Origin of the sequence: Acinetobacter sp. MB5 (genome assembly GCF_003261585.1) — a bacterium.
In the GTDB taxonomy this organism is placed as follows: domain Bacteria; phylum Pseudomonadota; class Gammaproteobacteria; order Pseudomonadales; family Moraxellaceae; genus Acinetobacter.
The window spans coordinates 253,601-279,553 of sequence record NZ_POVU01000003.1 but is presented as its reverse complement, the minus strand read 5'-3'; the positions used below and the strand labels follow the sequence as shown (position 1 = coordinate 279,553).

Here is a 25,953-nt window from a genome sequence, read left to right as displayed (position 1 = left end):
TATGTCGGCTAAGGTGCAAAGCCACCTTAGCCTTTTGCCATCAACTTGATTTGTATATTCAAAATAGCACTCGATTCAGTTGGTTTGCCATGCCATAGTATGCAAACTGCATAAAACAACAAATCGAGATCAGATGAGCTTAAATACCAAAATCTTTATTGCGGCACTGATTGGCATTGCCTATGGCTTATTGCTACGACTTTATCCAGAGACCTCTTTTTTTAATGACAGCCTGTATGTACTGAGCATTCTCAGTGGCATTTTTATTGGTTTTTTAAAGATGTTGCTGGTTCCACTGGTGTTTTCTTCGATTGTCATAGGCGTGGCAAGTTTGGAGTCTGGACACCAGTTGGGGCGTGTCTGGAAAGTGACTTTGCTCTGTAGTTTGACCACCACAAGTTTGTCATTGGTACTTGGTCTGCTCGGTGCTCATGTCTTTGAAGTGGGTAAAGGGCTTGATGTGGCTTTGTTCCAAAACGCCATGCAGCAGCATCCCACCAATACGCAGACTTTGGATGCTTCGTCATTTCTGATGAACTTTGTGCAAAATACCTTAATCAATCCGTTTAAAGCCTTTAGTGATGGCAATATTTTATCCGTCGTGATTTTCTCGATGCTGATTGGTCTGGCACTGGTCTACGGTGGAGAGCGCTTTTCGGGGATTCGCCGTCTTAGTCAGGAATTTTTTGACTTGGTGATGCTACTGGTCAGTTGGCTAATGAAGCTTGCACCGATTGGGATTTTGGCATTGCTTGCCAAACTGATTGCCAAAGAAGATTTATCGGTTCTTAGTCGCTTGGCTGAGTTCGCTGCGGTGGTCACAGGAACCACCTTGTTTCATGGTCTTGTGGTTTTACCTCTCTTGCTCTGGTTATTTGGCAAGATGACACCACTGAAATTCTTTAAAGGCGCTCGACTGGCTTTGGTGACGGCATTTGCGACCAGTTCCAGTTCCGCCACCATGCCACTGAGCATGAAATGTGTGCAGGAAAATTTAGGCGTGCGCTCACAAATTTCAGGTTTTGTCATTCCACTCGGTTCGCATCTGAATATGGATGGTACAGCGCTGTATGAAGCGGCTGCTGCCTTGTTTGTTGCCAATTTGGTCGGACTGGATTTGAGTCTGGGGCAGCAAATTATTGTGTGTTTAACCGCTATGATTGCATCACTCGGGGCACCTGGTATTCCAAGTGCGGGCATGGTGACCATGATTATGGTATTGCAATCGGTGGGACTGCCTGCCGAAGCCATTGCGATTTTGCTACCCATAGACCGTATCTTGGATACCGTAAGAACGGTGGTCAATGTTCAGGGCGATATGATGGTGAGTGTGGTGGTGGATCGTTATACACGAATTCCACGAGACCCGAGCTAGTTAAAAAAATAAGATCGCAGATTGTCTGCTTGAGCAGACAATCTGGTTTGAAGATTTATGAGAAATCGAGCTCTTTTTCATAGCTACGTAACTCATGACGCGCCATGGCCAGATTCGATTTATTTCGTTCTAAAATTAAATATAAGAACAGATTCTGATTGCCATCTAGCGGACGTATTAAATGATACTGGCGACCTAGTGTGATCAGCATATCTTCAATACTGTCATTTAAGTTGAGAGCTTTAGCGACTTTGCGTTTAGCACGCAATACTTCTGTATTGCCAGCAGCAGCTAATTCTAAATCTAGACCGTTTCCTAAAGTTGCCAGCGCTAAGCCACTTTCACTGTCAATCAGTGCAGCTGCAAAAAAGCCATCAATACTGGCTAAAGGATCAAGTTGTAAACGAGCCATTACGTACTCCAAAAAAATTAAAATGAGCAAAATGCTCTTTGATTTACATTCCAAGTTTGCGGCGTAATTTTCCGAAAAGGCCTTGGAATATCCCCATAGATGTGGATTCTTGCTCCACGTTGTGTACAAGAAAGCGAGCTTCTTGATTGGGAATTTGTTCACTCATGCCTAAAAGTTGAGTGAGATAAATAAATTCTTTGACTTGTTGGGCTGAGCAGTTGGCTTTACGCATCACATATTCAATTTCTGCACCTCTGGCAAATAACGCTGCCATTTTTAATAACAACTTGCGTTCTTTTGACGGTGAAAATTGTGGCCATTGCACAAGTCTATAGCAGTGATATGGCATGAGCTCCTGAGCTGAAAAAGCAGCGCGTGCAGGATAAAGCAGCTCCCAAAGCCATATTTTTAAATCAGCAATGACAAAATAGCCCTGTGCGGCATTGACTCTTGAACTCTTGGCATAGCTTTGTTCGAGGTTCGGCGAAAAAAATTGCTGTATTGATAAACTGGGTTGAACAAAGACTCGCTCGGTACGTGTATCAATAATTGCGAGATCTTCACTATGTTGATACAGGCGCAAGAAACTATTCCTTGCCACCAGCATTTCTTCAATATATTTGCTGAGGTTCAGAGGAATATGTTGTACTTTGGGTGCGATATGAACAAATTTAAGGCGCAACCAGGCAGTTAAATCTGTTGAATTTTCAAAAGGGTAATACAGTTGATTATCCAGAATTTTTCCAGCCAATGTGGCATTGTACTCAAGGCATAAATAATGCACGTCAGGATGCTGTTGGAGATAGTTTTGAATGGATTTGCTGTCCAGAAAATGGTGATTAATGAACATGACATCAACAGTTTTGTCTGAGAGTGTAACCCACTCAAGAACAAAGCCATGAGGGATTGCAGCTTCGATATCTAATTTGAGTGCTTGAGAAGCGTCACTATTTAAACCCAAAATGGTGGCAGTGAGTGTTTTCATGATCGATGAATTAAGTAGCTAAAGATTGAAAGGCACAAAAGCGTTGAGCAGTTTGTTTAAGCTCATAAAGCAGCTCTCCCAGTAACACCTGTTTTTGAGCTAAGACGACAATCACGCTTGGAAACTGTGGATGAGGAACAGTGCTCAACAGTGCTTTTCCATTGGATGTATCCAACATAATGGTTTTACATTCATCTAAATGCATTTCGGTAATGAACGCTGAAATTAACGCCATAATTGAACTACTGACCGCCGCAATTTTGCTGGAGTTGTCCCAGTCTTGTTTGCTGGCCATAGCAATTTCTAAGCCATCAGTGGTACAGAGCATGCTGAATTGAACATATTGGACTTTATTCAGTAAGCTAGAAATTTCTGTTTTAGAGAAAGTAATAAATTCTTTAGAAAGAGTAGAGTGGGGAAGATTCATCTGTTTTAGCTTATCCAATTAAATCGACTTCAACATTGGTCATGAGTGCTTCAACCAGCAGTAAAATATCGGCTTTATTGCGTGCATCGATGGCAAAAACAGGATAGTGATAGCGGTGAATTTGGATGTAATCCCGATAGATCTTGAGTAATTGATCTTGGTATTCGTCGAGATGGCTGATTCCAATCACTATATTTTTACTGTAGGAACGAAAGGCCTGAAGATAAAATTCTAAATCTTTAAGACGATCTGGACTTGAGTGATCAATCAAAAGAATGCTGCCAATTGCACCCTGACATAAAATTGGCCACAAAAAGTTAAAACGTTCTTGCCCAGGTGTGCCGTACAAACCAATCGTTGAATCATCTTCTAAAATGACTTCACCATAATCAATACCAACTGTCGTAAGCATTTTTTGATGTGATTTTATATCTGTATTTAAGGCTTCTGTCGAAATAACAGGAATATCGGATAAACTCTGAATGGCAGAAGACTTTCCTGCACCCATTGGGCCACCGAAAACAATTTTATATTTTTGTAAAATCATACTTAAATAACCAAAAATTAAAAAATGATGTTTTTATTTGGATTTTAAAATAGAAAAATAATAAAAATTAAATAAGGCTATTTTTTATCCGTATAGTAAGTGATTAAAAATAATGCAACTAATTATATCGATGAGTTTTTTTTAGTGCAACTGAATTTAATTTTTATAAAGTATATTGGAATTGAAAATATATGAATAAACATATCTTTTTTAAGTAATTGTATTATATAAAATTATTTAATTTAAATTATAATCTGTATTTAAATATTTTATATTTCGAATGAGATGAATTATATGTGTAATGCATTTTGTTTTACATGTGTAAATTAATATGTAAAGCATATTTGATGTTTTAATTATTTTAATTTTATTAAATATAATTTTTTAAAAAAATAATATAATTTGACGGTGAGTCAAAGTATTTCGACGTGTAATCTGATTGGAATTTCTAAAGATTATTGAAAGAATATTAGGAGAAGAATGAATGTCGAATGTTAATTTTCGAGTTGATGATGTGTTAAAAAAGAAGTCATATAGTGTATTAAAAGAGTTAGGAATAACGCCATCTGAGTTGTTTAAATCGGTGTTGCAATATGTCGCAGATACAGGAAAATTGCCTGTAAAACATATTGTAGTTTCAGAAGAAGATCTTAAATTACTCAGTATGATGCGAGAACGGATACAGGAAGTAGAAGAGTCGCTTGAGTAATTTTATTAGATCATGTTTTAAGTTGAGGGTTTCAATATTTTAAACTAGAACAATAGAATTTAAGTATTTGCCCAAATTTTCTATGAATGCTTGGGCAGATACTTTAAAAAGCAATGATCTTCAGCCTGATAGTCCTAAATAGGCTAAACTCGCACTTTAAATCTATAAAACTCAGTTCACATGTCTTCATCTCTACAGCCCATCATTACGGTTGCCGCCGCGATTATTTTTAACGCTCAAGGACAGGCGCTTTTAGCACGTAAACGTCAAACCGAATTTTTTATGCAGGTTGGTGGGAAGCTTGAAGCCAACGAATCGGCTGAGCAGGGCTTACTACGAGAAATTCAGGAAGAAATTGGCGTAGCTGCACGAATTATCAAAGATTTGGGTACAGTGGAAACCGTCGCTGCCAATGAAGCCAATCATCGGCTGTTTGCCCATTTATTTCATGTCGAGTTGCTAGGTGAAGCTCAGGTCTCTGCCGAGCTGGCAGAAATTCAATGGGTCAATGTCTTTGCACCGATTGACTTGGCTTTAGCGCCGCTAACTGAGCACTATGTGCTGCCATATATTCGACAGCAGTGTGCTGTGAATTAAATGGTCTGAGGGTAAAAATGAGTTAATCGGGCGATAACGATTGTCCTGATCAAAAGTAAAAAAGCACTCGGATGAGTATCTTTTACATCAAGATATTTAAATCTCAATTGGAAAAATCCTCAGAGATATAGATCATGATGCAAAGTCAAAATCAGCCGAGCAAGTGATTTAATTTGTAGTGATTGCAGCATTACGCTGAGCCACTTTATGTTGAAGCTGCTGTTTTTCCTGTGCCGATAAAAAGGCAATGCTTAAACCGTTCTGCTGTGCTTGACGGATTTGTGCTTCGGACAGACCTGCCTGTGGTGCAGCCTGTAAATATTCATGTTGAATATCAATCCCTTCAACCGCAGGGTCATCGCTGTTAATGGTGGCTAAAATGCCATGTTCGAGAAAGGTTTTCAGTGGATGTTGACGAATGTCAGCAACCGTACTGGTTTGCAGATTTGAGGTAATGCAAGACTCAATCCCAATCTGATGCTCAGCCAAATAATCGAGTAACTTCACATCTTCCACGGCTTTGACCCCATGCCCGATACGGGTTGCACCAAGGGTTTGAATCGCCTGCCAGATACTGCTTGCATCCGCAGCTTCACCTGCATGTACGCTGATTTGCCAGCCTGCATCTCGGGCTTGCTTGAAGTGTTCGATAAACAGTTCCCCTGGAAAGCCCAGTTCATCACCCGCCAAATCCAGTGCGGTAATCTGGTCACGATGAGCCAGTAAGGCATCCAGTTCTTGCTGGCAACGTGCCTGACCAAAAGTACGACTCATAATGCCGATCAGTTTGGCAGGAAGGTCAAAGTCGCGGCTGCCTTGCTGAACGCCATCAATCACGGCCTCGACCACGCCCGCCAGCGGAAGTTGATGGGTCATCGCCATATAAAACGGTGAAAAACGCAGTTCGACATAGTCCAAACCTTGCTGTGCTGCATCCTGCATATTTTCCCAAGCCACACGGCGGCAGGCTTCCAAATCACCTAAGACTTTCACGCCCCAGTCCAGTTTGCTTAAGAAACTGAGCAGGTCGGGTTGATTGTCCATGACCTGAACATGCGGCAGTAGTTCTTGCAAAGTATTGGCAGGCAGTTGAATTTGAAATTGTTGCCCGAGTTCTAAAATGGTTTGTGGGCGGATGTTGCCATCGAGGTGGCGGTGTAAATCGGTGAGCGGGATATTTTTATCAATCATTATTATTCACCTAGACAGAAAAAAGCGTGATGTCCTCACAGCATAATCGCAAGTGGATTCATCACGCTAGTTCAAAGGCGAAAGGCTTTAGTCGATTTTCTGTAAATGATCGCCAATTGCTGCAAATAAACGGCTTAAGTCTTCAGGTTTGCTGTTGAACATTGGCCCAAACTGTAAGCAGTCACCGCCAAAGCGCACATAGAAGCCCGCTTTCCACAGCGCAGTACCGACTTCAAATGGACGAATGCTTGGGTCGCCATCACGCGCTGCTAATTGGATCGCGCCAATCAAACCGCAGTTACGGATATCAACCACGTGTTTTGCCGTTTTCAGGTCATGAATCACGCTTTGGAAATGTGGTGCAAGCGCAGCCGATTGCTCAATCAGTTGCTCTTGTTTTAATAGTTCCAACGTTGCCAAACCTGCAGCACATGCGACTGGATGACCTGAATAGGTATAACCATGGGCAAATTCAACAAAATGTTCAGGTGTGCCTTGTTGCATGAAGGTATTGAAAATTTCATCTGAAGCAATGACACCGCCCAAAGGTACAGCGCCGTTGGTGACTTGTTTAGCAAAGTTCAGAATGTCTGGGGTAACGCCAAAGTATTCTGCGGCAGTCCATTTGCCCATACGCCCAAAACCTGTAATGACTTCATCAAAAATCAACAGGATATTGTGTTGATCACAGATTTCACGCAGACGTTGTAAATAACCTTGTGGTGGAATAATTGCACCTGCTGAACCCGATACAGGTTCCACAATGACTGCTGCAATATTCGATGCATCATGCAGTTCAATCAGTTTCAGCATTTCGTTGGCAAGCGCCACGCCGCCTGTTTCTGCCATGCCTTGGGTAAATGGCAAGTCAGTTTGCAAGGTGTGTGGCAAATGGTCGACATCCATGAACTGTCCGAACATTTTACGATTCCCACCGATACCACCCAAGCTTGTGCCTGCGATGTTTACCCCGTGATAGCCTTTGGCACGACCAATAAATTTGGTTTTGGCTGGCTGACCTTTAATGCGCCAGTAGGCTTTGGCCATTTTGACCGCTGTATCGGCAGACTCCGAACCTGAACCTGTAAAAAACACATGGTTGAGTGGATCTGGGGTTAACGCGGTAATTTGTTCAGCCAGTTGGAATGATAGCGGATGCGCAAACTGGAATGCAGGCGCATAGTCCAGTGTGCCGAGTTGTTTTGCAACGGCATCCTGAATTTGGCTGCGGGTATGCCCAGCACCACATGTCCATAAACCTGACAAAGAGTCATAAATACGACGACCTTGATCATCAATCAGGTAATTGCCTTCGGCTGCCACCACAAAACGCGGATCTTGTTTGAAATTACGGTTGGCACTGAATGGCATCCAGTGCGCGTCGGAATATTGAGCTTGAGTGTGGTGAGCGTCGGACATGTGAGCTTCCTTGAAAATTCGTGAGAAATACAGCTTACATTGAGTAAATAGATGAGATAAATTTAAGCTAACTCACGTTTAGATTCAAAAATACTCACCTAAATGAAAAGCAAAATCCTGAACCAAGTCACGGACTCCGACATCAAATTGTTAAAGGTTTTTCGGGCAGTCGCAGAAAGTGGCAGTTTCTCTGCGGCTGAGAGTGCCTTGGGCATTACCCGTTCGGCGATTAGCTTGCACATGAGTACCTTGGAAAACCGTTTGGGGATGCGTTTGTGTCAGCGTGGGCGTTCAGGTTTTGCCTTGACCGATGAAGGTAAACACATTTTGAGTTATAGCGAAGCCTTGCTGACCTCGATTGAAGATTTTCGTCAGCATGTCAATCGTTTGCATCATGAAATTAAAGGTGAGCTGAAAATTGGCATCATCAATAATCTGGTAACTTTGCCGCAAATGCAGATTACCCATGCCTTATCGCGTTTGTATCAGAAAGGGCCGAATATTCAGATTCATTTGAGTATGAGTACCCCGATTGAAATTGAAAAAGGGCTGATGGACGGACAGTTACATGTCGGGGCATTGCCGATGATCAGCCCGCTTTCAGGCCTGGAATATAACGATTTATACGAAGAAGCCAGTTATTTGTACTGTAGTCATGGACATGCATTGTTTCATCATGTGGGGCAGGTGAATAGTGCCGAGCAACTGAAAAACTGGGATGCGGTTGTGCCAAATTATCGGCTCTCTCAAAATGCAATCGAGATGCAGCAAGCCTTAAATGCCAAAGGCAATGCCAGTGACCGTGAAGGCATTGCCTTTCTGATTTTAACAGGCAAATTTATTGGGTTTTTGCCCGAACACTATGCCAAGCACTGGGTTGAACGAGGTATGATGCGTGCGGTGCTGCCTGAGGAAATGTATTATTTTTCCAAGATTTGTATTGCAACACGCAAGGGACGGCGTGCCAATTTTATTTTGGATCTGTTTTTGCAAGAGTTGAAATCACAAGGTGTGGCATGAGTCCAAGTGTTCGCTTAACAACACGATCCGAAGCCGATTTGCATAGCAATGAACAATACTTTGCAGAGCAGGCGATTGTATCGATTCCCCGCTTTTTTACAGCAGGACATGTGGTCGACACCCATGTGCATAGTCGTGCGCAACTGGTCTATGCCGATGTCGGGGTGATGGAATTGTATCTGCAAGGGCGTTACTGGCTGTTGCCACCCCTGAAAGGGCTGTGGATTCCTGCCTATTGTCAGCATCGGATGTTGGCAAAAACCAATGTACATTTAAAAACGCTTTATATTCATGTTGAACCTCAGTCGTTACCACTGCCGCAGCAGGTGACAGGCATTGCCGTTTCACCCTTGCTCAAAGAGCTATTGATTCGCGCTGCCAGTATTCCACTGAACTATGTTGACAATTCTTTTGAACAGCGTCTGTTACAACTGACGTTGGAAGAAATTTTACATTGCCAAAAACCTGTGCTGAATTTGCCAATCGGGCAAGACCCAAGGATTCAGCAGCTTTGCCAATATTTGTTGCAACATCCGCAAGATGAACGCTCACTGGAAGACTGGAGTGAACAGGTCGGTGCATCCCCCCGTACTTTAATGCGTCTGTTTAAAAAAGAGTTGGGGATTGGTTTTAGCTTGTGGAAAGAACAGCTTAAAGTGATGCATGCAGTACAATTGCTAGTGGAGGGGAAATCCTTAAGTTATATCGCAAGTCATTTGGGTTATGCCACCCAGTCCGCTTTTTCGGTCATGTTTAAACGGGTTACGGGCATGACCCCAACCCAGTACAGCAAGATGTCACTTTTGCAATAGAAGCTGACTGTTTCACAAAACATCTGACTGCTCAAATCACTATGCTTAGGTGCATGATCACGACCATTTATTGGCTGTGAATATTCAATCTCACCAGAGTCTTGAGCATGTCCAGCAAAGTTAATTTCAAATATTTTGCCATTATTCTGGCATCGACCTTGCTACAAGGGTCTTCCTTTGTCAGTAGCAAAATCTTGCTACACAGTATGCAGCCGTTATGGTTAGCCAGCATTCGTTTTTTTCTCGCCGCCTTGAGCTTATTGCCTTGGGTGCTGTATTTGCAACATTGGCAACAGATTCGCCTGCGAGATCTGCCGTGGAAAGCCCTCAGCATGATTGGGGCACTGCAAACCGCGGGCGTGATGATCTTTCTGAATTTGGGACTGGTTTATAGCTCAGCCTCCATGTCCGCCATCATCATGGCCAGCAACCCTGTACTGGTGGTGATTCTGGTCTTTGTACTGTTTCGGGAGAAAACCTCGGCACTGGGCTTATTCGGGTTATTGCTTGCGTTTGTCGGGGTGGTGATTTGTCTGGGATTGAATTTTCAGCATTTACAACTCGGCAAAGGCGAAGTTCTGGTGATGCTGGCATCGACCTGCTGGGCACTGTCGACCATTCTCAGCAAGAAATTTAACCTGCATATTTCTCATTGGTTGGTGACCTTTTATCAAATGCTGATCGGCAGCTTGATGATTGCCCTTGTAGCCTTATGCCGACATGTGCCACTGACTTTGCCTGTGACTGCACAAGACTGGTGGGTGTTGCTGTGGCTGGTGATTCCTGCCTCAACAGGCGCCATCGGGCTATGGTTCTTGGCACTGAAACTGGGTGGCTCGGTACATACCAGTGGCTATCTATTTTTATGCCCATTTTTTTCGGGGCTGATTTCCTTTGTGCTGTATGGCATTCAGCCGAGTAGCCAAGAACTGTTGGGTGGTGTGCTGATCGCTATCGGCATTTTTATTCTCGCCAATTTTAAAGATCGACCTTTGGGAACTCGTTATGCAAAAACCTAGACGCTTGAGACAAAACCCTGTCATTCACCAGTTGGTGTGGGAACATCAACTTGATTTAAGCAGTTTGATTTATCCGATTTTTATTGAAAATTGTGGTCTTGTGAAATAAAAAATAGAGCCTTTGAGGCTCTATTTTTTTGATCGTAAATTGATATATATTAAAAATAAATTAAATAAAATCAATATATTACCAATTTAACGCACCACCAGTTTGGTAGTCGGTCACACGCGTTTCAAAGAAGTTCTTCTCTTTACGTAAGTCCATCATTTCAGACATCCACTGGAACGGGTTAGTCACACCAACGAACTGCTCAGACAAGCCAAGCTGAGTTAAACGGCGGTTACAGATGAATTTCAAATATTCTTCCATCATCGCTGCGTTCATACCCAATACGCCGCGTGGCATGGTGTCACGTGCATATTCGATTTCAAGCATCGTGCCTTCAAGCAACATTTGAGTCACTTCTTGCTGGAACTCGGCTGTCCACAATTGTGGGTTTTCGATCTTGATCTGGTTGATCATGTCGATACCGAAGTTCACGTGCATGGATTCATCACGCAAAATGTATTGGAATTGCTCGGCAACACCATTCATCTTGTTACGGCGACCCATACTCAAAATTTGAGTAAAGCCACAGTAGAAGAAAATTCCTTCAAGGACACAGTAGAATGCGATCAAGTTGCGTAGCAATTGCTGATCGGTTTCAGGTGTACCTGTTTGGAATGTTGGATCACTTAAAGACTGGGTATATTTCAAGCCCCAAGCGGCTTTACGCGCTACACTTGGAATCTCATGATACATGTTGAAGATTTCGCCTTCATCCATACCCAAAGATTCAATACAGTATTGATAAGCATGCGTATGAATCGCTTCTTCAAAGGCTTGACGCAAAATGTACTGGCGGCATTCAGGGTTGGTAATCAGACGGTAAATTGCCAAGACCAAGTTGTTTGCAACTAGAGAGTCCGCAGTCGAGAAGAAGCCAAGATTACGTTTAACAATAATACGCTCATCTTCAGTTAAGCCATTTTCAGACTTCCAAAGTGCGATGTCGTGGTTCATGTTAACTTCTTGAGGCATCCAGTGGTTTGCACAACCATCTAGGTATTTTTGCCAAGCCCATTCGTATTTAAACGGAACAAGCTGGTTCAAGTCAGCGCGGCAGTTGATCATGGCTTTATCATCAACCTGAACGCGGCTTGCACCTGTTTCCAGTTCTTCTACGCCTGCTGATGCATCAAGATTTTTCAGGGATTCAGATGCTCGAGCCAGCGAATCGGTTGAATCTGTTGTGGTTCTGGAATTGGTTCCAGTGGGTTCAGCAGCTGCCAAACTCGGCGACGATGGCTGTGGATCAGATACCACTTGCGAATCAGGCGCTTCTTGCGGTTGGACGGGCGCAGACTTGGACTCTGGTGTAGTCGGTTTTTGCGAATCATCTTCAAAATCGTCCCAACTAAGGATAGACATAATCATTCTCTCTTCGTTGCTTATATCTTTTATGACACCTTACAGCGAAGATGCCCTCTACTATACGCTTATTCTGAGTAAGCAAAACTAAGTTTTACCGATGGCTGTTTTGATTTTGTTCAAAAGGTCAATCTGCACTACTTGTTTTGATTACGCTGCTCTTTGCGAACTTTATAAATCACATACACAATCGGAATACAAAACACCACGTAGGTTAAGACGTATGCGAGCAAACCTAATTCATAGTTTTTAGATAAATGTTCAAACATCGTCTCTACCTTTGTGGTTTAAATCCCTAATCTCCCTAAATCCCTCTTTTAAAAAGAGGGACTTTCACACCTTAAATAGGTTGGGTGTCATTCCCCCTCCTTTGAGGAGGGGTTAGGGGAGGTGATTATTGACAAGCTTCACAATCTGGATTGTCGATGGAACATGCTTGTGGCACTGGTGCTGCTTGAGAGAAACCTTCCTCTTCAGCAACCACTTCCGCTTTTTTCTCCGCCACAACAGGGGCAGGAGCAGCTGCGGCAGCCGCAACAGTGGTTGGTTTCACTGCATTCAATGCACCAGTATTGATGGTTGATTTCTCAGCCGAAGTTGCACCCAATGCACGGAGGTAATAGGTGGTTTTCAAGCCACGTAACCAAGCCATTTTGTACGTGATATCCAGTTTCTTACCATTTGCACCTGCAATGTACAGGTTCAATGATTGCGCTTGGTCAATCCACTTCTGACGACGTGATGCAGCATCTACAATCCAGCGTGGTTCCACTTCAAACGCAGTTGAGAACATCGCTTTCAAGTCTTCAGGAATGCGTGCAATCTTTTGTACAGAACCTTCAAAATGTTTCAGGTCGTTCACCATCACGCTGTCCCACAAACCGCGTACTTTTAATGCACGAACAAGGTAAGGGTTGATTACGGTGAATTCACCAGACAAGTTTGATTTCACATACAAGTTCTGGAATGTCGGTTCAATCGATTGAGACACGCCACAAATGTTTGAAATAGTTGCGGTTGGTGCAATCGCCATCACATTTGAGTTACGCATACCGTCTTTTTGAACTTTGGCACGTAAGCTGTCCCAGTCCAGACGTTGAGTACGGTCTACTTCAAACATACGCTCAGGACGTGATTTCGCTACGATCTCTAAAGAGTCGATTGGCAAAATGCCTTGATCCCATAGCGAACCTTTGAATGTTGAGTACACGCCACGTTCAACTGCAAGATCACTTGACGTTTGAATCGCGTAGTAGCTAATGACTTCCATTGATTCATCGGCAAAATCAACCGCTTCTTGTGAACCGTAAGCCATGCCCATTTCATAAAGCGCGTCTTGGAAGCCCATGATCCCCATACCCACTGGGCGGTGTTTCATGTTTGAGTTTTTCGCTTGCGGTACTGCGTAGTAGTTGATGTCGATCACGTTGTCGAGCATACGAACTGCAGTTTTGATGGTACGTGCCAGTTTCTCGCGATCTAATACACCACCTTGAACGTGTTGTACAAGGTTGATTGAACCCAAGTTACAGACTGCGATTTCATCTTCGCTCGTGTTCAAGGTAATTTCTGTACACAAGTTTGATGAATGCACGACGCCCACGTGTTGTTGTGGTGAACGCAAGTTACATACGTCTTTGAACGTAATCCACGGATGGCCTGTTTCAAACAACATCGACAACATTTTGCGCCACAAGTCTTTTGCACGGATTTTTTTGTGCAACAAGTTTTGTTCTTTGGCAATGTTTTCGTAGTGCGTGTAACGTTCAGCAAATGCTGTACCTGTTAAGTCATGCAAATCAGGGACATCAGATGGCGTGAACATCGTCCATTCAGCATCTTCAATCACACGTTGCATAAATAGGTCAGGAACCCAGTTTGCTGTGTTCATGTCGTGTGTACGGCGACGGTCATCACCTGTGTTTTTACGAAGCTCTAGGAATTCTTCGATGTCCAAGTGCCAAGTTTCAAGGTATGCACACACAGCACCTTTACGCTTACCACCTTGGTTCACTGCAACAGCCGTATCGTTTGCGACTTTCAGGAACGGGACAACACCTTGTGATTTACCGTTTGTACCTTTGATGTATGAGTTCAAGGCACGTACAGGCGTCCAGTCGTTACCCAAACCGCCAGCCCATTTAGACAACATTGCATTGTCACGGATCGCACCGTAAATGCTATATAAGTCATCAGAAATCGTGGTCAAGTAGCAGCTAGACAACTGTGGACGTAAAGTACCTGCGTTAAATAACGTTGGCGTTGACGCCATGTAGTCGAAGCTCGATAACAGGTTATAGAATTCAATCGCACGGTCTTCACGGTTGTCTTCATTCAGCGCAAGGCCCATCGACACACGCATGAAGAACAACTGAGGAAGTTCGTAACGGATGCCGTCAGAGTGAATGAAGTAACGGTCAAATAATGTTTGTAGACCTAAATACGTAAACTGGTTTGAACGCTCAGGCTGAATTGCCGCAGCAAGTTTTGCCAAGTCAAAGTTCAATAGTTCAGGGTCAAGCAGTTCAAGCTCAATCCCTTTTTTCAGAAAAGTCTCAAGCGCATCATTTTCTAGCGTATCTGCTGGAAGACCCAAGAACTCTAAGCCAGTTGCAACGAGTTCATTACGCAATAAACGTGCAGTGACATAAGTATAGTTTGGTTCTTGTTCAATACGGGTACGCGTCGCCATCATCATGGTGGTCGCGATGTCGCTTGCTTTTACGCCGTTATAAAGGTTTTTAACGGTTTCATCCGCAATCGCTTGAACGTCAATCCCTTCAAGACCTTCTGCTGCAGTTGCAATACTTGCAGTTAACTCAGCTAAATCAAGAGGCTGTAACTGACCTTGAGCATCTGTGATTTGAAGTGTTGGATGGTGGTTCGCGTTGGTTTGTTGACGCGCAGTCGCACGTTGTTCACGATAAATGACATAAGCGCGAGCAACTTTTTGCTCACCAGTACGCATCAAGGCAAGTTCGACCTGATCTTGAATCTCTTCAATATGAATGGTGCCACCTGATGGTAAACGGCGATGAAAAGTGTTCATCACCATTTCTGTTAATTGTGCAATACGGTCATGAATACGGCTTGAATCTGCGCTTTGTTGACCCTCTACGGCTAAAAAGGCTTTTCCAATCGCAACAGAAATTTTTTCTGCATCAAAATGGGCAACATCGCCAGTGCGCTTAATCACTTGCAGTTGACCTGGTGTTGATGAGATTACGCTCATGTCAGCTTAGCTCCATTTCTCATTCGTTGTTATGTCTATGGACCATTTGAATCGGGTAAATGAACCTCGATGTTTGAGGGATAAACACAAGATTTAGTGGTTTAAAAAGAATTAAGGCACAAGATACGGGAAAAATTTTTGAAGATCAATATTGACATTTTTTTAATTTTTTTTAAATCTTTTCACTGATATTTGAGCTGTTTTAGATACAACGACATAGCGTATTTTGCCCAAGGTGCATAGCATAACAAAGTCCTTTCTAAATTGCTTATACAGAACGCAGCAAATCAATTAATTGATCATAAAATAGCGGGTCATAGTGCCTCAAACAGGTCAGGATATTCGTTACAGGAGTTACGCTAACTACACGGTTCTTGCAATCGTGAAAAGAAAAATATTAAATTTTTCAATAATTAACCAATTTATTACAATTTACCCTGTAGATGTATCAGTTTGGTGAACGGCATCTTGTTTACAATGTAAACATGTGTATATTGCAGATTATGAATTAGCGTATCTGTTTGAATAACTAACAGCTAATATTGACGGAATTTAAGGGGCACGATGATGAGCCAAGAAGAAAAGTTACCAAAGATTTTAATTGTTGAAGATGATGAGCGTCTGGCACGTCTGACCCAAGAGTATTTGATCCGTAATGGACTAGAAGTTGGGGTTGAGCCAGATGGTAACCGAGCGATTCGTCGTATCATCAGTGAGCAACCAGATCTTGTGGTGTTGGATGTCATGCTACCAGGTGCCGATGGCTTAACGGTATGTCGTGAAGTGCGTCCTCACTATCATCAACCGATTCTCATGCTGACTGCCCGTACAGAAGATATGGACCAAGTTTTAGGTCTGGAAATGGGGGCAGATGACTATGTCGCTAAACCTGTTCAACCACGTGTTCTATTGGCCCGTATTCGTGCTTTGTTACGTCGTACCGATAAAACAGTTGAAGATGAAGTTGCACAACGCATCGAATTTGATGATCTAGTCATCGACAATGGTGGTCGTTCAGTCACTTTAAATGGTGAATTGGTTGATTTCACTAGTGCGGAATATGATTTGCTTTGGTTGTTGGCTTCAAACGCTGGACGCATTTTGTCTCGTGAAGATATTTTTGAGCGTTTACGTGGTATCGAATACGATGGTCAAGACCGTTCAATCGACGTGCGTATTTCACGTATTCGTCCAAAAATCGGTGACGACCCTGAAAACCCGAAACGTATTAAAACCGTTCGTAGTAAAGGTTATTTATTCGTTAAAGAAACCAATGGCATGTAATTGTATTGCCAGTTGAATTGATTCTAGCCTCTTTCATCTGGTGTGGAAGAGGTCATTTCTTGCTTTCAGACATCCTGAACAAAGGACACATCATTCGTGTTTAAGCACAGTATCTTTTTGCGAATTTACGCAGGTGTCATCATCCTTGTTGCGTTGGTGGCGGTCTTTTGCTATTTGCTGGTTCAAATTATTAACTACCAGCGCGCGCAAGAATATCGTGAATCCTTAACCGATGGTATTTCCTATGTGATTAGTCAGGGGGTTGAGCGTCAGCCGACCTTGCAACAGAAAAAAGACTGGATTTCAGATGCATCTGATCTGCTGGAATTACCGATTACTTTGGTAGACCGCTCTAAAGTAGATTTGTCCCGTTCAGAAACGAAACGGATTGAGCAAGAGCAAGCTGTGGTGCGATACGATGCGCAAAGCATGATCGCGACCTTGTTTTTAGGACTACCACACGATCAGAAGCATTATTTATACATCAAAGTGAATAAAATTGGCGAACGGCAAATGAAAGCCTTGCCGATATTTATTCTAGATTATCTGATTTACTATCCTGGACAGGAAAAAGAATATTTAGAGAAAATCCGTTCACATTTCTCCTATCCGATTGAAATTAAATCTATTCTGGATTTAGGGTTGGATTCTGAACAAATCGGTCGCTTACGCCAAGATCAAAGTATTTTATTGTATCGAGACAGTGCAACCATTCGTGGTACAACGATCTCCATTGTTTCACCGATGCCGAATAATCCAGCTGAAGTGCTGATGATTGGCCCTGTGCCGATGTTTAACTGGATGCCATTTCAGCTGGCTGCGGGGATTACTTTGCTGAGTTTGTTCCTGCTCAGCTTAGGCGTATATGGTCTGATTTTACCGCTACAACGTAAAACCAAACAAACCATTAAAGCCTTGGATCAAATGAAAACAGGGAATCTGTCTACACGACTCAATGTCGAAGGGACCGATGAAATGTCAAGTTTGGCATCGAGTTATAATGATATGGCAAGCCATATCCAGCGCTTGATTGAAGCCCAGCGTGAGTTAATGCGTGCAGTCTCGCATGAACTTCGTACCCCAGTGGCGCGAATTCGTTTTGGTATGGAAATGCTGGCGGAAGATGATGATTATGATTCGCGGCTCAGTCAGGTCGATATGATCGATAAAGATATTGAAGCACTCAATACCTTGATTGATGAAATCATGACTTATGCCAAATTGGAGCAGGGCACGCCATCCCTCGATATTCAAAGTATTCCAATTGCGGATGTCTTGGCGCAAGTGGCAAAAGAAACAGAGGCCTTAAAAACTCAAAAAATTATTGAACTGAATGCCCCTGAACTCAATGTTGTAGCTGATGCCGAGCGCCGTTATTTGCATCGTGTAGTGCAAAATCTGGTGGGCAACGCAGTGCGCTACTGTAATGAGCGTGTGCGGATTAGCGGCGGAATTCGCCCTGATGGTCAAGCTTATGTTTGTGTTGAAGATGATGGTCAGGGGATTCCTGAACAAGATCGTGAACGTGTCTTTGAAGCCTTTGCCCGTTTAGATGACAGCCGAACTCGTGCTTCAGGTGGTTACGGTTTGGGTCTTTCGATTGTCAGTCGTATTGCATTTTGGTTTCGAGGAAAAGTTGAAGTTGATCGTAGTCCAGAGCTGGGCGGTGCTCGCTTTACGATGATATGGCCTTCTAAACAAATGAAATCAATCAACAAAAACTAGAATGCTGCAGCAGAGAGGGGCGTGTTTTGGACTTGCCCTTCTGCGATCAGTTGATCAGCCATTGCTTTGGTTTTCTTTAAGCCTGGCATGCGGTATTCCGTATGTCCATAATCCTTAATTGATTTCCAGCGCCCGCCCCAAGTTAAACCAACGGACTCAGCAACCTCACCATACAACTCATAGCCACGCATTGCCCAAGGGTCACGTTCTGAAATCACCACTTTGCCATTGCGTTTAAAAGCAACATCAGCCGCTAAACCAAACTGGTGATAGCTTTGATAACCTCTGGCTCGGGTGGTATTTGGATTGCCTGAAAGCAGATTTTGCCGTTCAGGGCTGCGATAGCCTTCGAGTAAAACCAGATCATAACCATAACGCTCTTTCATAATTTTAAAGACCATTAATAAGCGCTGTTTATAACGTGGATTGATTTTATCCCACTTACGGTCAATGAGCTGACTATTGTATAAGTTATCGGTATTGATACCTTCAACAGGTTGAGCATTGACTGCTGAATTTCCATATTGTTGTTCTAGTTGCGTTGCTTCTACAATTGCCGCCTGAACCAAAGACTCATCTACTTCAGCAGGAGGCGTCAGCATTTCCCCGTGTAATAAGGTATAAATTTGAGGATCAACTTCTTTGAGATACTGTGCTTCAATTTTTGTCGGGCTAATACTTCGGGTCAGCGCAAAAATTACAATGCTGCTACACAGTAATACACCTGCGATTAGAATCCACCATTGCTGTAGATGCCATTGACTTTGAATATCTTCAGGTGCAGCAGCATCGCGGAAACGATAGGCAAACAATTTAGCTTGTTGTAAACGGTTTTTACTATTTGGAACAGCCAGTCGAGCATACTGCATGAGTTTGAGGCGTAATTCATAAGACATCATGACGGCTAAGCCACATGCCATGCTGATAAATCCAAAAAAGATGGCAAAAATCAGCATTTATTGATTTTCTTTAACTGTAAAAGGGGATTGTGTTACGGCGATGTGTAAGGAAGCTTGTGGGCTATTTTCTGTCGTTGTGTTAGTTGCTGGTACGGTTTTCTCACTAGATGGTGTAACAACAGGAAAGGCGACAGTCTGAGTTTCCTTGGTGTTGTTATGACGTGGGATATTGTGATGCGCTCCTTTGCTTGATGCATGTACAGCATTTGTGGCTGGGACTGGAGAATGCTCATGTCGAAAAATATTACGCAGCTCATTGTCCTGTGGTTGAGCAATATGATCGGCTGTACTCTCTGGGGTTGGTAAAGTTGTTGCACTTGTTACATTATCTGCTTGGTTTGTAGTTTGGGCAGCCGTTGTATTCTCCTGTTTGAGTTCAGCCATCGGCGCGGTTTGCTGGATTGACCATAGATAGACTGCACTGCCTCCAAGTATTGCCCCAGAAAGGAATCCGATAAATAAATAGGCAGCAGGCGTTCGCCCATTCTTTTTCTGGCTCGGTAAAATACGTAAAGATTTAGGTTTGGATTGCGTCATGAGGGATTATCTAGGGCAAATAAATCGTAATGTGGGCTTGCTCACTTGGTGCTGAAATCACATTTTGATAAGGCATCAAAGCACGATGGTCTTGTTGTGTGAGGAACACACGTAGACCTGTGAAAGTCGCAATTGCAAAGATCAATAAGAAAATCAAAATCCAAAAGAAGGGTAATTCGCGATGAATGACATGTTTAATTTGATCGGGGATAGCTGCAAAAGGAGAAAAGGCTGCTTTCTTACCTTTGAGAAAATCAATTTCATCACCAACTCGTGCAATCAGCAAATTAAGGTTTTCCATTGCTTCAAGTCGGTACTTACCCTGAAAACCCAGTAACAAGCAGTAATGAAAAACTTCCAAGGCTGCAAGGCGTTCTTTGCCATGACTCCGAATGACTTCAAGTTTTTCGAAGAATTGATAGCCTGCCAGTTGAGAACCAAACAGACTGAGTTGTAGTGGGCTGATCAACCATGCATTTTGCAAGTTAAAAAATGCAGGGTCTTGCTGGGTCACAATCGTTTCATCTAGCAATGCACAGAAGGCATATTTGGCATCATGAATATCATCGGCAGAAAACAGCAGTTTTTTGGCTTGTTGTTCAAAACGCTTGAGTAAATCCAAAATTTTTTCACGAAACTGTGTTGGCTGATCGGGAATGTACTGGTTACGCAATAAGAAAATGATGTAAAAGCCATCATGCAGTAAATCGACCAAATTGATGGTCTGGATCTTACTGGTCGCAACAGGTGTGGACAGTCCTGTGCCAATTTGCCCATCATCAAACAGGGATGGCGCATTCAGAGGTTGATTCATGATTTTTCTCTCATTAGCCATTCATCACAGCAATCAATTCCAGACTCATATCTTGGAAACCTGCAGGCATGTAAATACAGATTGACTCTGAATCAAGCATGCGTTGATACAGTTCATGATGAGGCTCGATTTCAAAATAGCTCACTCCTGAACGTACAGGAATTGCTGTTGGAACTTGCATGAGGTGATGTAATGGAATAGCAGGTAATGCTGCAACCACACGTTGTTCGACATCAATATTGCTCCCCACCTTAAAGCGTAAAGGAACAATTTGAATCAGCTCATGGGTTTGCATCGCACCACTAGAAACCGCAATGTATAAACGTGAGTCACGGGTGATTTTGTCGGTTTCCAGACTACCGACCCAGTATGATGGGCGGATTTCTTTGAGGGCAATGCTGATATAACGACTCGAAATAATGGTATCGAGCAGTTCACGTAAAATGCCATCGAGCTGCTGAAAGCTTTCCTGTAAACGATGATGTTGATAGCGTGGCAGTTCATCAACTTCATAACCATTTGAGAACGTGAGTAATGAACCTGTTAAGCGTAATAATTCACAGAACAGGCGCTCAGGATGAATTTGTGGATAATGCAGCAAATGGTTGAGTGTCGCATGTGCGGTATTTAAAGCATTGACTAACCAGAAAGAGACGATATCTCCTGAACGAAATTCAATTAATTTTTGTTCATTTTCACGGTTGTTGCTCTGAATGGTTTTGATCTTTGCCTTAATAATATTCAGTGTGCGCTTGAGATTATTATGTAGGCTTTCAGATGCTTCAACATGTAACAACGGTGGAATAAACTTGTGATCTAACTCAAAAGACCCTGAACTGTGGCGCTTCAATTTGGCAACTGGTAAATACAGGCAACCATCAAGCTGGTCTTGCAGTTCAACTTGAGATTCCATCAGTTTAAATGAAGCTCGTCGACGCAGCAGTGTGATTTCGGCAGGACTGGCATCGGTAAACAGGTCATGGGTTTCCACCAGATGGCTATGATAGCGACTGGCTTGAGCCACAGCGTCATGAGTCACATTGTGCTTGTTGGGTTGCAAAATCGGCAGGGTTAAATAGACCGTGATTTCCCCACGCAAATTCATGTCATCGAGCAATACGGCTTCTGGTAGTAAATCTTGGGCAGGGGCGTGATAGATTTCACCATCTTGCCAAATCAGTTCAACACTTTGTAATGCCAGCACGTGGTTGGTGAGTTGGCTTTCATCGAACTGGAGATTTTGCACGCCGTAAGCAAACGGAATGGTGGCATGAATGGTGTGATTCAGGCGCTGTTCATGGTAGTGATCTTGCAGTTGGAAGTGTTGCGGGCGTAAAAATAAACCTTCGCCCCAGAGAATTTTTTCAGCTTTAAACATGATCTTTCCCCATCTTTATTCATATTCGTTTTTAGGCTGCACACCTAAAATGTCTTGCACCATGTGCAGCGGTTGATCATCTTTAATCACTTGAGCTAGCCATTCATGCAGCGGCATCTGACTCCATTTGATGGTTTTTTGTAGCATGTAACTGACAGGGCTATGTGGTTCATTAGCCTGAAAATAATCAGCAATATCCTGTAGAACACGCATCGCCTGTTCGCGGTTTGCAAGATGGTTTTGGGCTTGCATTTGAAAACCAATTTGTTGAGTAGCAGCAGCCACAGCAATAGCAGGTTGATAATCTATGGCTTGGGATTCATTTGACATTTGAGTCTGTGGATTTTCGACTGTTCCAAAAGCTTCCGTTTTATAAATTTTACGCAAAGTAGTGTGAATATCGTCGAGTGCTGAATCTAAACTGGCAAAACTTGGTGCATCGAGCCCCATCAGCTCATCTAAAATCTGTTTAAGCGCTTGCCACTGTGTTAAAACATCTTGAAAGGCTTGGTAGTTTTGATATTGAAAGCTTTTAGATGTATTAAATAGGGCTTGCTCAAACTGTTCTAGAGTTAAACTTACAACTGTTGTCTCATCTTCATCACTGTATTTACGGCGATTATTTTCATGATAAAGTGCATTTTCATAGTCCAGCAAATGGTGCTGATGAATACTACTGGTTAGCGGCACATGCTTGATCAGGTTAGGAAGTTGTTGGATAAAGCCTTGTAGTAGGCCAATCCGTTGATCGAGGTCATCATCTTCAATCTCTGGATGAATCTGATGCCAGTAACGTTGTAAGAGTTCACGACATAGCTGAATGCCCTGAGCGATGCCCTGAAAGCCATATAAATTTGCCCATCCTTCAGTCAGCCATGTGACCAAACGGATATCTTTACTCTTTTCACGAAGCAGTTCAGTCGTCTGTATAACCACAAAATCCCAATCTGCCTGTTTACGTTCAGTGACCCAGTCCCCTTGATCCAGTAATAAATCATCTTGGGATTTGGCTTTTTTAATGTCATGAAAATGCGTGGAAAAAGATAAATCTTCACCGCAAGGCGCATGTTCAGCAACAGGCTGATACAGATCAGACAGAACAATATTCATAATTAGGCTCGATTAATTTAAGCTTCGGCAACTTTGTCTTTTTTGGGTTGGCGTTTTTTACTTTTGGGTTGAGGATCGAGCTGATAAACAATGTCATTGTCCTGAACATCAATCACAATCACTTCAGGCAATTTTTGTGCTGCCAGTGCCAATAAAATTTCGGTTGCCAGTGCAGGTAAAATGCTGGAATTTAAAATGTTATCTGCATTGCGTGCGCCGCTATCTACTTCGGTACAGCGTTCAAGCAGTAATTCTAGAACATCATTTGAGTATTGCACCTGACAGCCATATTGCTGAGTCAGGCGGGTTGTGATTTTTTGCAATTTATGTTCGATGATTTGCAAGAGTAAATCATCGTGCAATGGGAAATAAGGCACAATCCGAGTACGACCTAAAAAGGCGGGTTTGAATTGTTGATATAAACTCGGTTTAAGTTGGGCGAGCAATTCTTCAACATTTGGCCATTCGTTGACAGGTTGATTGATACATGCCTGCATGATGGCGCTGGAGCCTGTGTTTGATGTGAGCAAAATCGTGGTGTTTTTAAAGTCAATGACACGACCTTCACCATCTTCAAGCGTGCCTTTGTCAAAGACCTGATAAAACAGTTCCTGCACATCACTATGGGCTTTTTCAATTTCATCCAGAAGTACAACACTGTATGGATTACGACGAACAGCTTCAGTCAAAACACCGCCTTGACCGTAACCGACATAACCTGGAGGTGCGCCTTTCAGTGATGAAACGCTATGTGCTTCTTGATATTCAGACATGTTGATCGTGATGAGATGTTGCTCACCGCCGTAGAGTTCATGTGCCAGTGCCAGCGCTGTTTCAGTTTTACCTACACCGCTAGGGCCAACCAAGAAGAACACGCCCTGTGGTTTATTGGGGTCTTCAAGTTTCGCTTTTGAGGTTTTGATGCCTTGTACAAGCTGTTCAAGAGCATGATCTTGTCCCATCACCCGTTGAGCGAGCTTTTGATCAAGCGTCAAAATCTGCTGAATCTCATCATTGATCATGTTACCCACAGGAATACCTGTCCAGTCGGAAATAATCTCGTGGATAATCTGTGGGTTAACGCGTTCAAAAACGAGGGGGTGCTGACCTTGCTGTTGTTGTAGTTCACGACGCAGTTCTTGAATTTTTTTAGGATCTACCGATTCAGTCTGAGCTTGTAAAGCTTGAATTTTCTGGACTAATTCGAGCTCTTGTTGCCATTGCTCCTTAGTTACTGCAATTTCATGATTAAGTTCAGATAACTGTTGCTCAAGCTGTTGCAAACGCTCGCTGTGCAGAGGTTGATGTGGCTGTTCTTGCAATAAAATTTTTTGCTCTAAACTTAAATTATGATGTTGGGCTTGCAGTTGATCGAGCTTTACAGGTTGTGCATTTTGGGTTAATGCAACCCGTGCTGCTGCCGTATCAAGTACACTAATCGCTTTATCTGGCAGTTGGCGACCACTGATGTAACGATGTGAGGCCTGAACTGCTGCAACAATCGCCTGATCATCAATGTCGAGTTTAAAATGTTGTTGCATCACAGGAATCATGGCACGAAGCATATCAATCGCGACAGCTTCGGTCGGTTCTTCAACTTTAACGACCTGAAAGCGACGGCTCAAAGCAGCATCTTTTTCAAAATACTGTTTGTATTCGGCCCATGTGGTTGCAGCAATCGTGCGTAGCTCGCCGCGAGCCAAGGCTGGTTTGAGTAAATTTGCAGCGTCATTTTGCCCAGCTTGCCCACCAGCGCCAATCAAAGTGTGTGCTTCATCAATAAACAAAATAATTGGATGAGTTGAGGCCTGAACCTCTTTGATGACTTCTTTAAGACGATTTTCAAATTCGCCTTTAACGCTCGCTCCCGCTTGTAACAAGCCCATATCAAGGGTATGTAACTGAACATTTTTGAGAGCGTCTGGCACTTGGCCATTTGCAATTTTAAGTGCTAGACCTTCGACGACAGCGGTTTTCCCGACACCTGGTTCTCCTGTCAAAATGGGGTTGTTTTGACGGCGGCGCATCAGAATATCGAGCATTAATCGGATTTCATATTCACGCCCAATGACTGGATCAATGCCACCCGATTTGGCTTTTTCAGTCAGGTTAATCGTATATTGATCTAGTGCTGGTGTCTGATTTGCTTTTGGGATATTTGGGGCAACTTGCTCATCATGTTCAGTTGGTTGAGGTACTGCATTTTCAGCAATTTGTTCAATACTTTCTTGGCAAAATTCTAGAAATTTATGTTTCAGGGAGTCGATTGGAAAGATGTCAAACTGGCTCGATGCCCGTATTGCGATTTGATATAAATCAGGTGCCGTGAGCAAGGCAATTAATAAATGTCCAGTTCGAATAATCGGATTTTGATCAGCAGAAGCAATTAACCATGCCTGTTCTAATAATTGGACAATTGATTTTGCAAAAATAGGGGTTCGATTATTCCCCTTGGGTAATTGGGTAATTGAATCTTTAAGATCTTGAATAATATGATTGGGTTGGATTTTATATTTCTTAATTAAAATTTTAAAATCATTGTATTGTGACTGATTTAACATTTCTAAGAAAAAATGTTCAATTTCTATTTCAAAATTTTGTTGAATAATACAGGTGTTTGCTGATTTTTCTAATGCAGAACGTGCAGGAGAAGACAGCTTTGTAATTAAAATTTTTAAATTACTCATATACATCTCAAATATTTTTGAATATCAAAAAAGCTAAGTTTTAAAATTAAATTTGATATTCTTTGTTATACTGTTTTTTATTAAAGTTAATTAAAACAATAACTTATTTAATTTAACAGCGTTTAATGTGAGGTATTCTACATAAAAAAGTTATTATTGGATAGGGGGGATTTTAAAATATAATTTTTGAATGTATTAAACATGTTTTGTGATTAAAATCACAAAAAAGATTATATTAAAATA

Annotated in this window: 23 protein-coding genes and 1 pseudogene; 9 read left to right on the top strand and 15 right to left on the bottom strand. The window is 42.6% G+C overall.

The window, feature by feature from the left end; all coding sequences use genetic code 11:
- Positions 1–133: 133 nt before the first annotated feature.
- A complete protein-coding gene (locus tag C1A47_RS06410; RefSeq protein ID WP_111893561.1) occupies positions 134–1,375 on the top strand; it encodes a dicarboxylate/amino acid:cation symporter in 1,242 nt (413 codons plus the stop codon).
- A gap of 55 nt (positions 1,376–1,430) precedes the next feature.
- Here the strand turns inward: C1A47_RS06410 and C1A47_RS06405 are convergent, their stop codons facing one another.
- The 4 genes from C1A47_RS06405 to C1A47_RS06390 are packed head-to-tail and all read right to left on the bottom strand — an operon-like array spanning position 1,431 to position 3,746.
- Positions 1,431–1,787 carry a roadblock/LC7 domain-containing protein gene (locus C1A47_RS06405; protein ID WP_111893559.1) on the bottom strand — a complete coding sequence of 119 codons (357 nt, stop codon included), beginning with the start codon at positions 1,785–1,787 and terminating at the stop codon, positions 1,431–1,433.
- Positions 1,788–1,830: 43 nt separating this feature from the next.
- Positions 1,831–2,772 (bottom strand): hypothetical protein, encoded by a 942-nt coding sequence (locus C1A47_RS06400; RefSeq protein WP_111893557.1) that lies wholly within the window; start codon positions 2,770–2,772, stop codon positions 1,831–1,833.
- A gap of 10 nt (positions 2,773–2,782) precedes the next feature.
- Positions 2,783–3,199: a roadblock/LC7 domain-containing protein gene (locus tag C1A47_RS06395; RefSeq protein ID WP_111893555.1), complete on the bottom strand. Its 417-nt coding sequence runs from the start codon at positions 3,197–3,199 to the stop codon at positions 2,783–2,785.
- Between the two features lie 10 nt (positions 3,200–3,209).
- A complete protein-coding gene (locus tag C1A47_RS06390; protein WP_111893553.1) occupies positions 3,210–3,746 on the bottom strand; it encodes a GTP-binding protein in 537 nt (178 codons plus the stop codon).
- A gap of 484 nt (positions 3,747–4,230) precedes the next feature.
- Between C1A47_RS06390 and C1A47_RS06385 the strand changes: the two genes are divergently transcribed.
- Both C1A47_RS06385 and C1A47_RS06380 read left to right on the top strand, forming a co-directional pair.
- Positions 4,231–4,455: a type II toxin-antitoxin system RelB/DinJ family antitoxin gene (locus tag C1A47_RS06385; protein ID WP_045794556.1), complete on the top strand. Its 225-nt coding sequence runs from the start codon at positions 4,231–4,233 to the stop codon at positions 4,453–4,455.
- Between the two features lie 180 nt (positions 4,456–4,635).
- On the top strand, positions 4,636–5,052 hold the full coding sequence (locus C1A47_RS06380) for an NUDIX hydrolase (RefSeq protein ID WP_111893551.1): 417 nt from the start codon (positions 4,636–4,638) through the stop codon (positions 5,050–5,052).
- Positions 5,053–5,220: 168 nt separating this feature from the next.
- Here C1A47_RS06380 and add read toward each other — a convergent pair whose 3' ends face one another.
- Both add and C1A47_RS06370 read right to left on the bottom strand, forming a co-directional pair.
- The gene (gene add / locus C1A47_RS06375; protein ID WP_111893549.1) at positions 5,221–6,243 is read right to left on the bottom strand and encodes an adenosine deaminase; all 1,023 of its coding nucleotides are present in this window, start codon (positions 6,241–6,243) and stop codon (positions 5,221–5,223) included.
- Between the two features lie 87 nt (positions 6,244–6,330).
- Positions 6,331–7,662 (bottom strand): aspartate aminotransferase family protein, encoded by a 1,332-nt coding sequence (locus tag C1A47_RS06370; RefSeq protein WP_111893547.1) that lies wholly within the window; start codon positions 7,660–7,662, stop codon positions 6,331–6,333.
- 102 nt (positions 7,663–7,764) lie between these two features.
- On the opposite strand from C1A47_RS06370, the gene C1A47_RS06365 reads away from it, so the two are divergent.
- From C1A47_RS06365 to C1A47_RS06350, 4 genes are all read left to right on the top strand, one after another.
- Complete coding sequence (locus C1A47_RS06365) at positions 7,765–8,682, top strand: LysR family transcriptional regulator (RefSeq protein WP_111893545.1); 918 nt, start codon at positions 7,765–7,767, stop codon at positions 8,680–8,682.
- Positions 8,679–9,494 (top strand): helix-turn-helix domain-containing protein, encoded by an 816-nt coding sequence (locus C1A47_RS06360; RefSeq protein WP_111893543.1) that lies wholly within the window; start codon positions 8,679–8,681, stop codon positions 9,492–9,494. The genes C1A47_RS06365 and C1A47_RS06360 overlap by 4 nt, the downstream gene beginning before the upstream one ends.
- Positions 9,495–9,601: 107 nt before the next feature.
- On the top strand, positions 9,602–10,513 hold the full coding sequence (locus tag C1A47_RS06355; RefSeq protein WP_111893541.1) for a DMT family transporter: 912 nt from the start codon (positions 9,602–9,604) through the stop codon (positions 10,511–10,513).
- Positions 10,500–10,622: a hypothetical protein gene (locus tag C1A47_RS06350; RefSeq protein ID WP_111893539.1), complete on the top strand. Its 123-nt coding sequence runs from the start codon at positions 10,500–10,502 to the stop codon at positions 10,620–10,622. The genes C1A47_RS06355 and C1A47_RS06350 overlap by 14 nt, the downstream gene beginning before the upstream one ends.
- Before the next feature lie 78 nt (positions 10,623–10,700).
- On the opposite strand, the gene C1A47_RS06345 is transcribed toward C1A47_RS06350, so the two are convergent.
- The 3 genes from C1A47_RS06345 to C1A47_RS06340 all read right to left on the bottom strand — a co-directional run bounded on the left by C1A47_RS06345 (position 10,701) and on the right by C1A47_RS06340 (position 15,216).
- Positions 10,701–11,984 carry a ribonucleotide-diphosphate reductase subunit beta gene (locus C1A47_RS06345; protein WP_111893537.1) on the bottom strand — a complete coding sequence of 428 codons (1,284 nt, stop codon included), beginning with the start codon at positions 11,982–11,984 and terminating at the stop codon, positions 10,701–10,703.
- A 137-nt stretch (positions 11,985–12,121) separates the two neighbouring features.
- Entirely contained in the window at positions 12,122–12,253 is a 132-nt protein-coding gene (locus tag C1A47_RS17770; protein WP_205669582.1) for a preprotein translocase subunit YajC, read from the bottom strand.
- Positions 12,254–12,378: 125 nt separating this feature from the next.
- Positions 12,379–15,216: a ribonucleoside-diphosphate reductase subunit alpha gene (locus tag C1A47_RS06340; protein ID WP_111893535.1), complete on the bottom strand. Its 2,838-nt coding sequence runs from the start codon at positions 15,214–15,216 to the stop codon at positions 12,379–12,381.
- 567 nt (positions 15,217–15,783) lie between these two features.
- On the opposite strand from C1A47_RS06340, the gene bfmR reads away from it, so the two are divergent.
- Entirely contained in the window at positions 15,784–16,500 is a 717-nt protein-coding gene (gene bfmR / locus C1A47_RS06335; protein WP_111893533.1) for a response regulator transcription factor BfmR, read from the top strand.
- Between the two features lie 96 nt (positions 16,501–16,596).
- The gene (gene bfmS / locus C1A47_RS06330) at positions 16,597–18,225 is read left to right on the top strand and encodes a sensor histidine kinase BfmS (protein ID WP_111893531.1); all 1,629 of its coding nucleotides are present in this window, start codon (positions 16,597–16,599) and stop codon (positions 18,223–18,225) included.
- On the opposite strand, the pseudogene C1A47_RS06325 reads toward bfmS, so the two are convergent.
- From C1A47_RS06325 to tssH, 6 genes and pseudogenes are all read right to left on the bottom strand, one after another.
- Positions 18,222–19,013 (bottom strand): annotated as a pseudogene (locus tag C1A47_RS06325) (M15 family metallopeptidase); the annotation flags it as partial. The gene bfmS and the pseudogene C1A47_RS06325 overlap by 4 nt on opposite strands.
- A gap of 168 nt (positions 19,014–19,181) precedes the next feature.
- Positions 19,182–19,721, bottom strand: coding sequence for a hypothetical protein (locus tag C1A47_RS06320; protein WP_111893527.1), 540 nt, complete (start codon positions 19,719–19,721; stop codon positions 19,182–19,184).
- A gap of 10 nt (positions 19,722–19,731) precedes the next feature.
- Positions 19,732–20,535: a DotU family type IV/VI secretion system protein gene (locus C1A47_RS06315; protein ID WP_111893525.1), complete on the bottom strand. Its 804-nt coding sequence runs from the start codon at positions 20,533–20,535 to the stop codon at positions 19,732–19,734.
- A gap of 13 nt (positions 20,536–20,548) precedes the next feature.
- A complete protein-coding gene (tssK, locus tag C1A47_RS06310) occupies positions 20,549–21,913 on the bottom strand; it encodes a type VI secretion system baseplate subunit TssK (RefSeq protein WP_111893523.1) in 1,365 nt (454 codons plus the stop codon).
- A 15-nt stretch (positions 21,914–21,928) separates the two neighbouring features.
- A complete protein-coding gene (gene tssA, locus C1A47_RS06305) occupies positions 21,929–23,023 on the bottom strand; it encodes a type VI secretion system protein TssA (RefSeq protein ID WP_111893521.1) in 1,095 nt (364 codons plus the stop codon).
- Between the two features lie 17 nt (positions 23,024–23,040).
- Positions 23,041–25,710, bottom strand: a complete 2,670-nt coding sequence (gene tssH / locus C1A47_RS06300; RefSeq protein WP_111893519.1) for a type VI secretion system ATPase TssH — start codon at positions 25,708–25,710, stop codon at positions 23,041–23,043.
- Between the last annotated feature and the right edge of the window lie 243 nt (positions 25,711–25,953).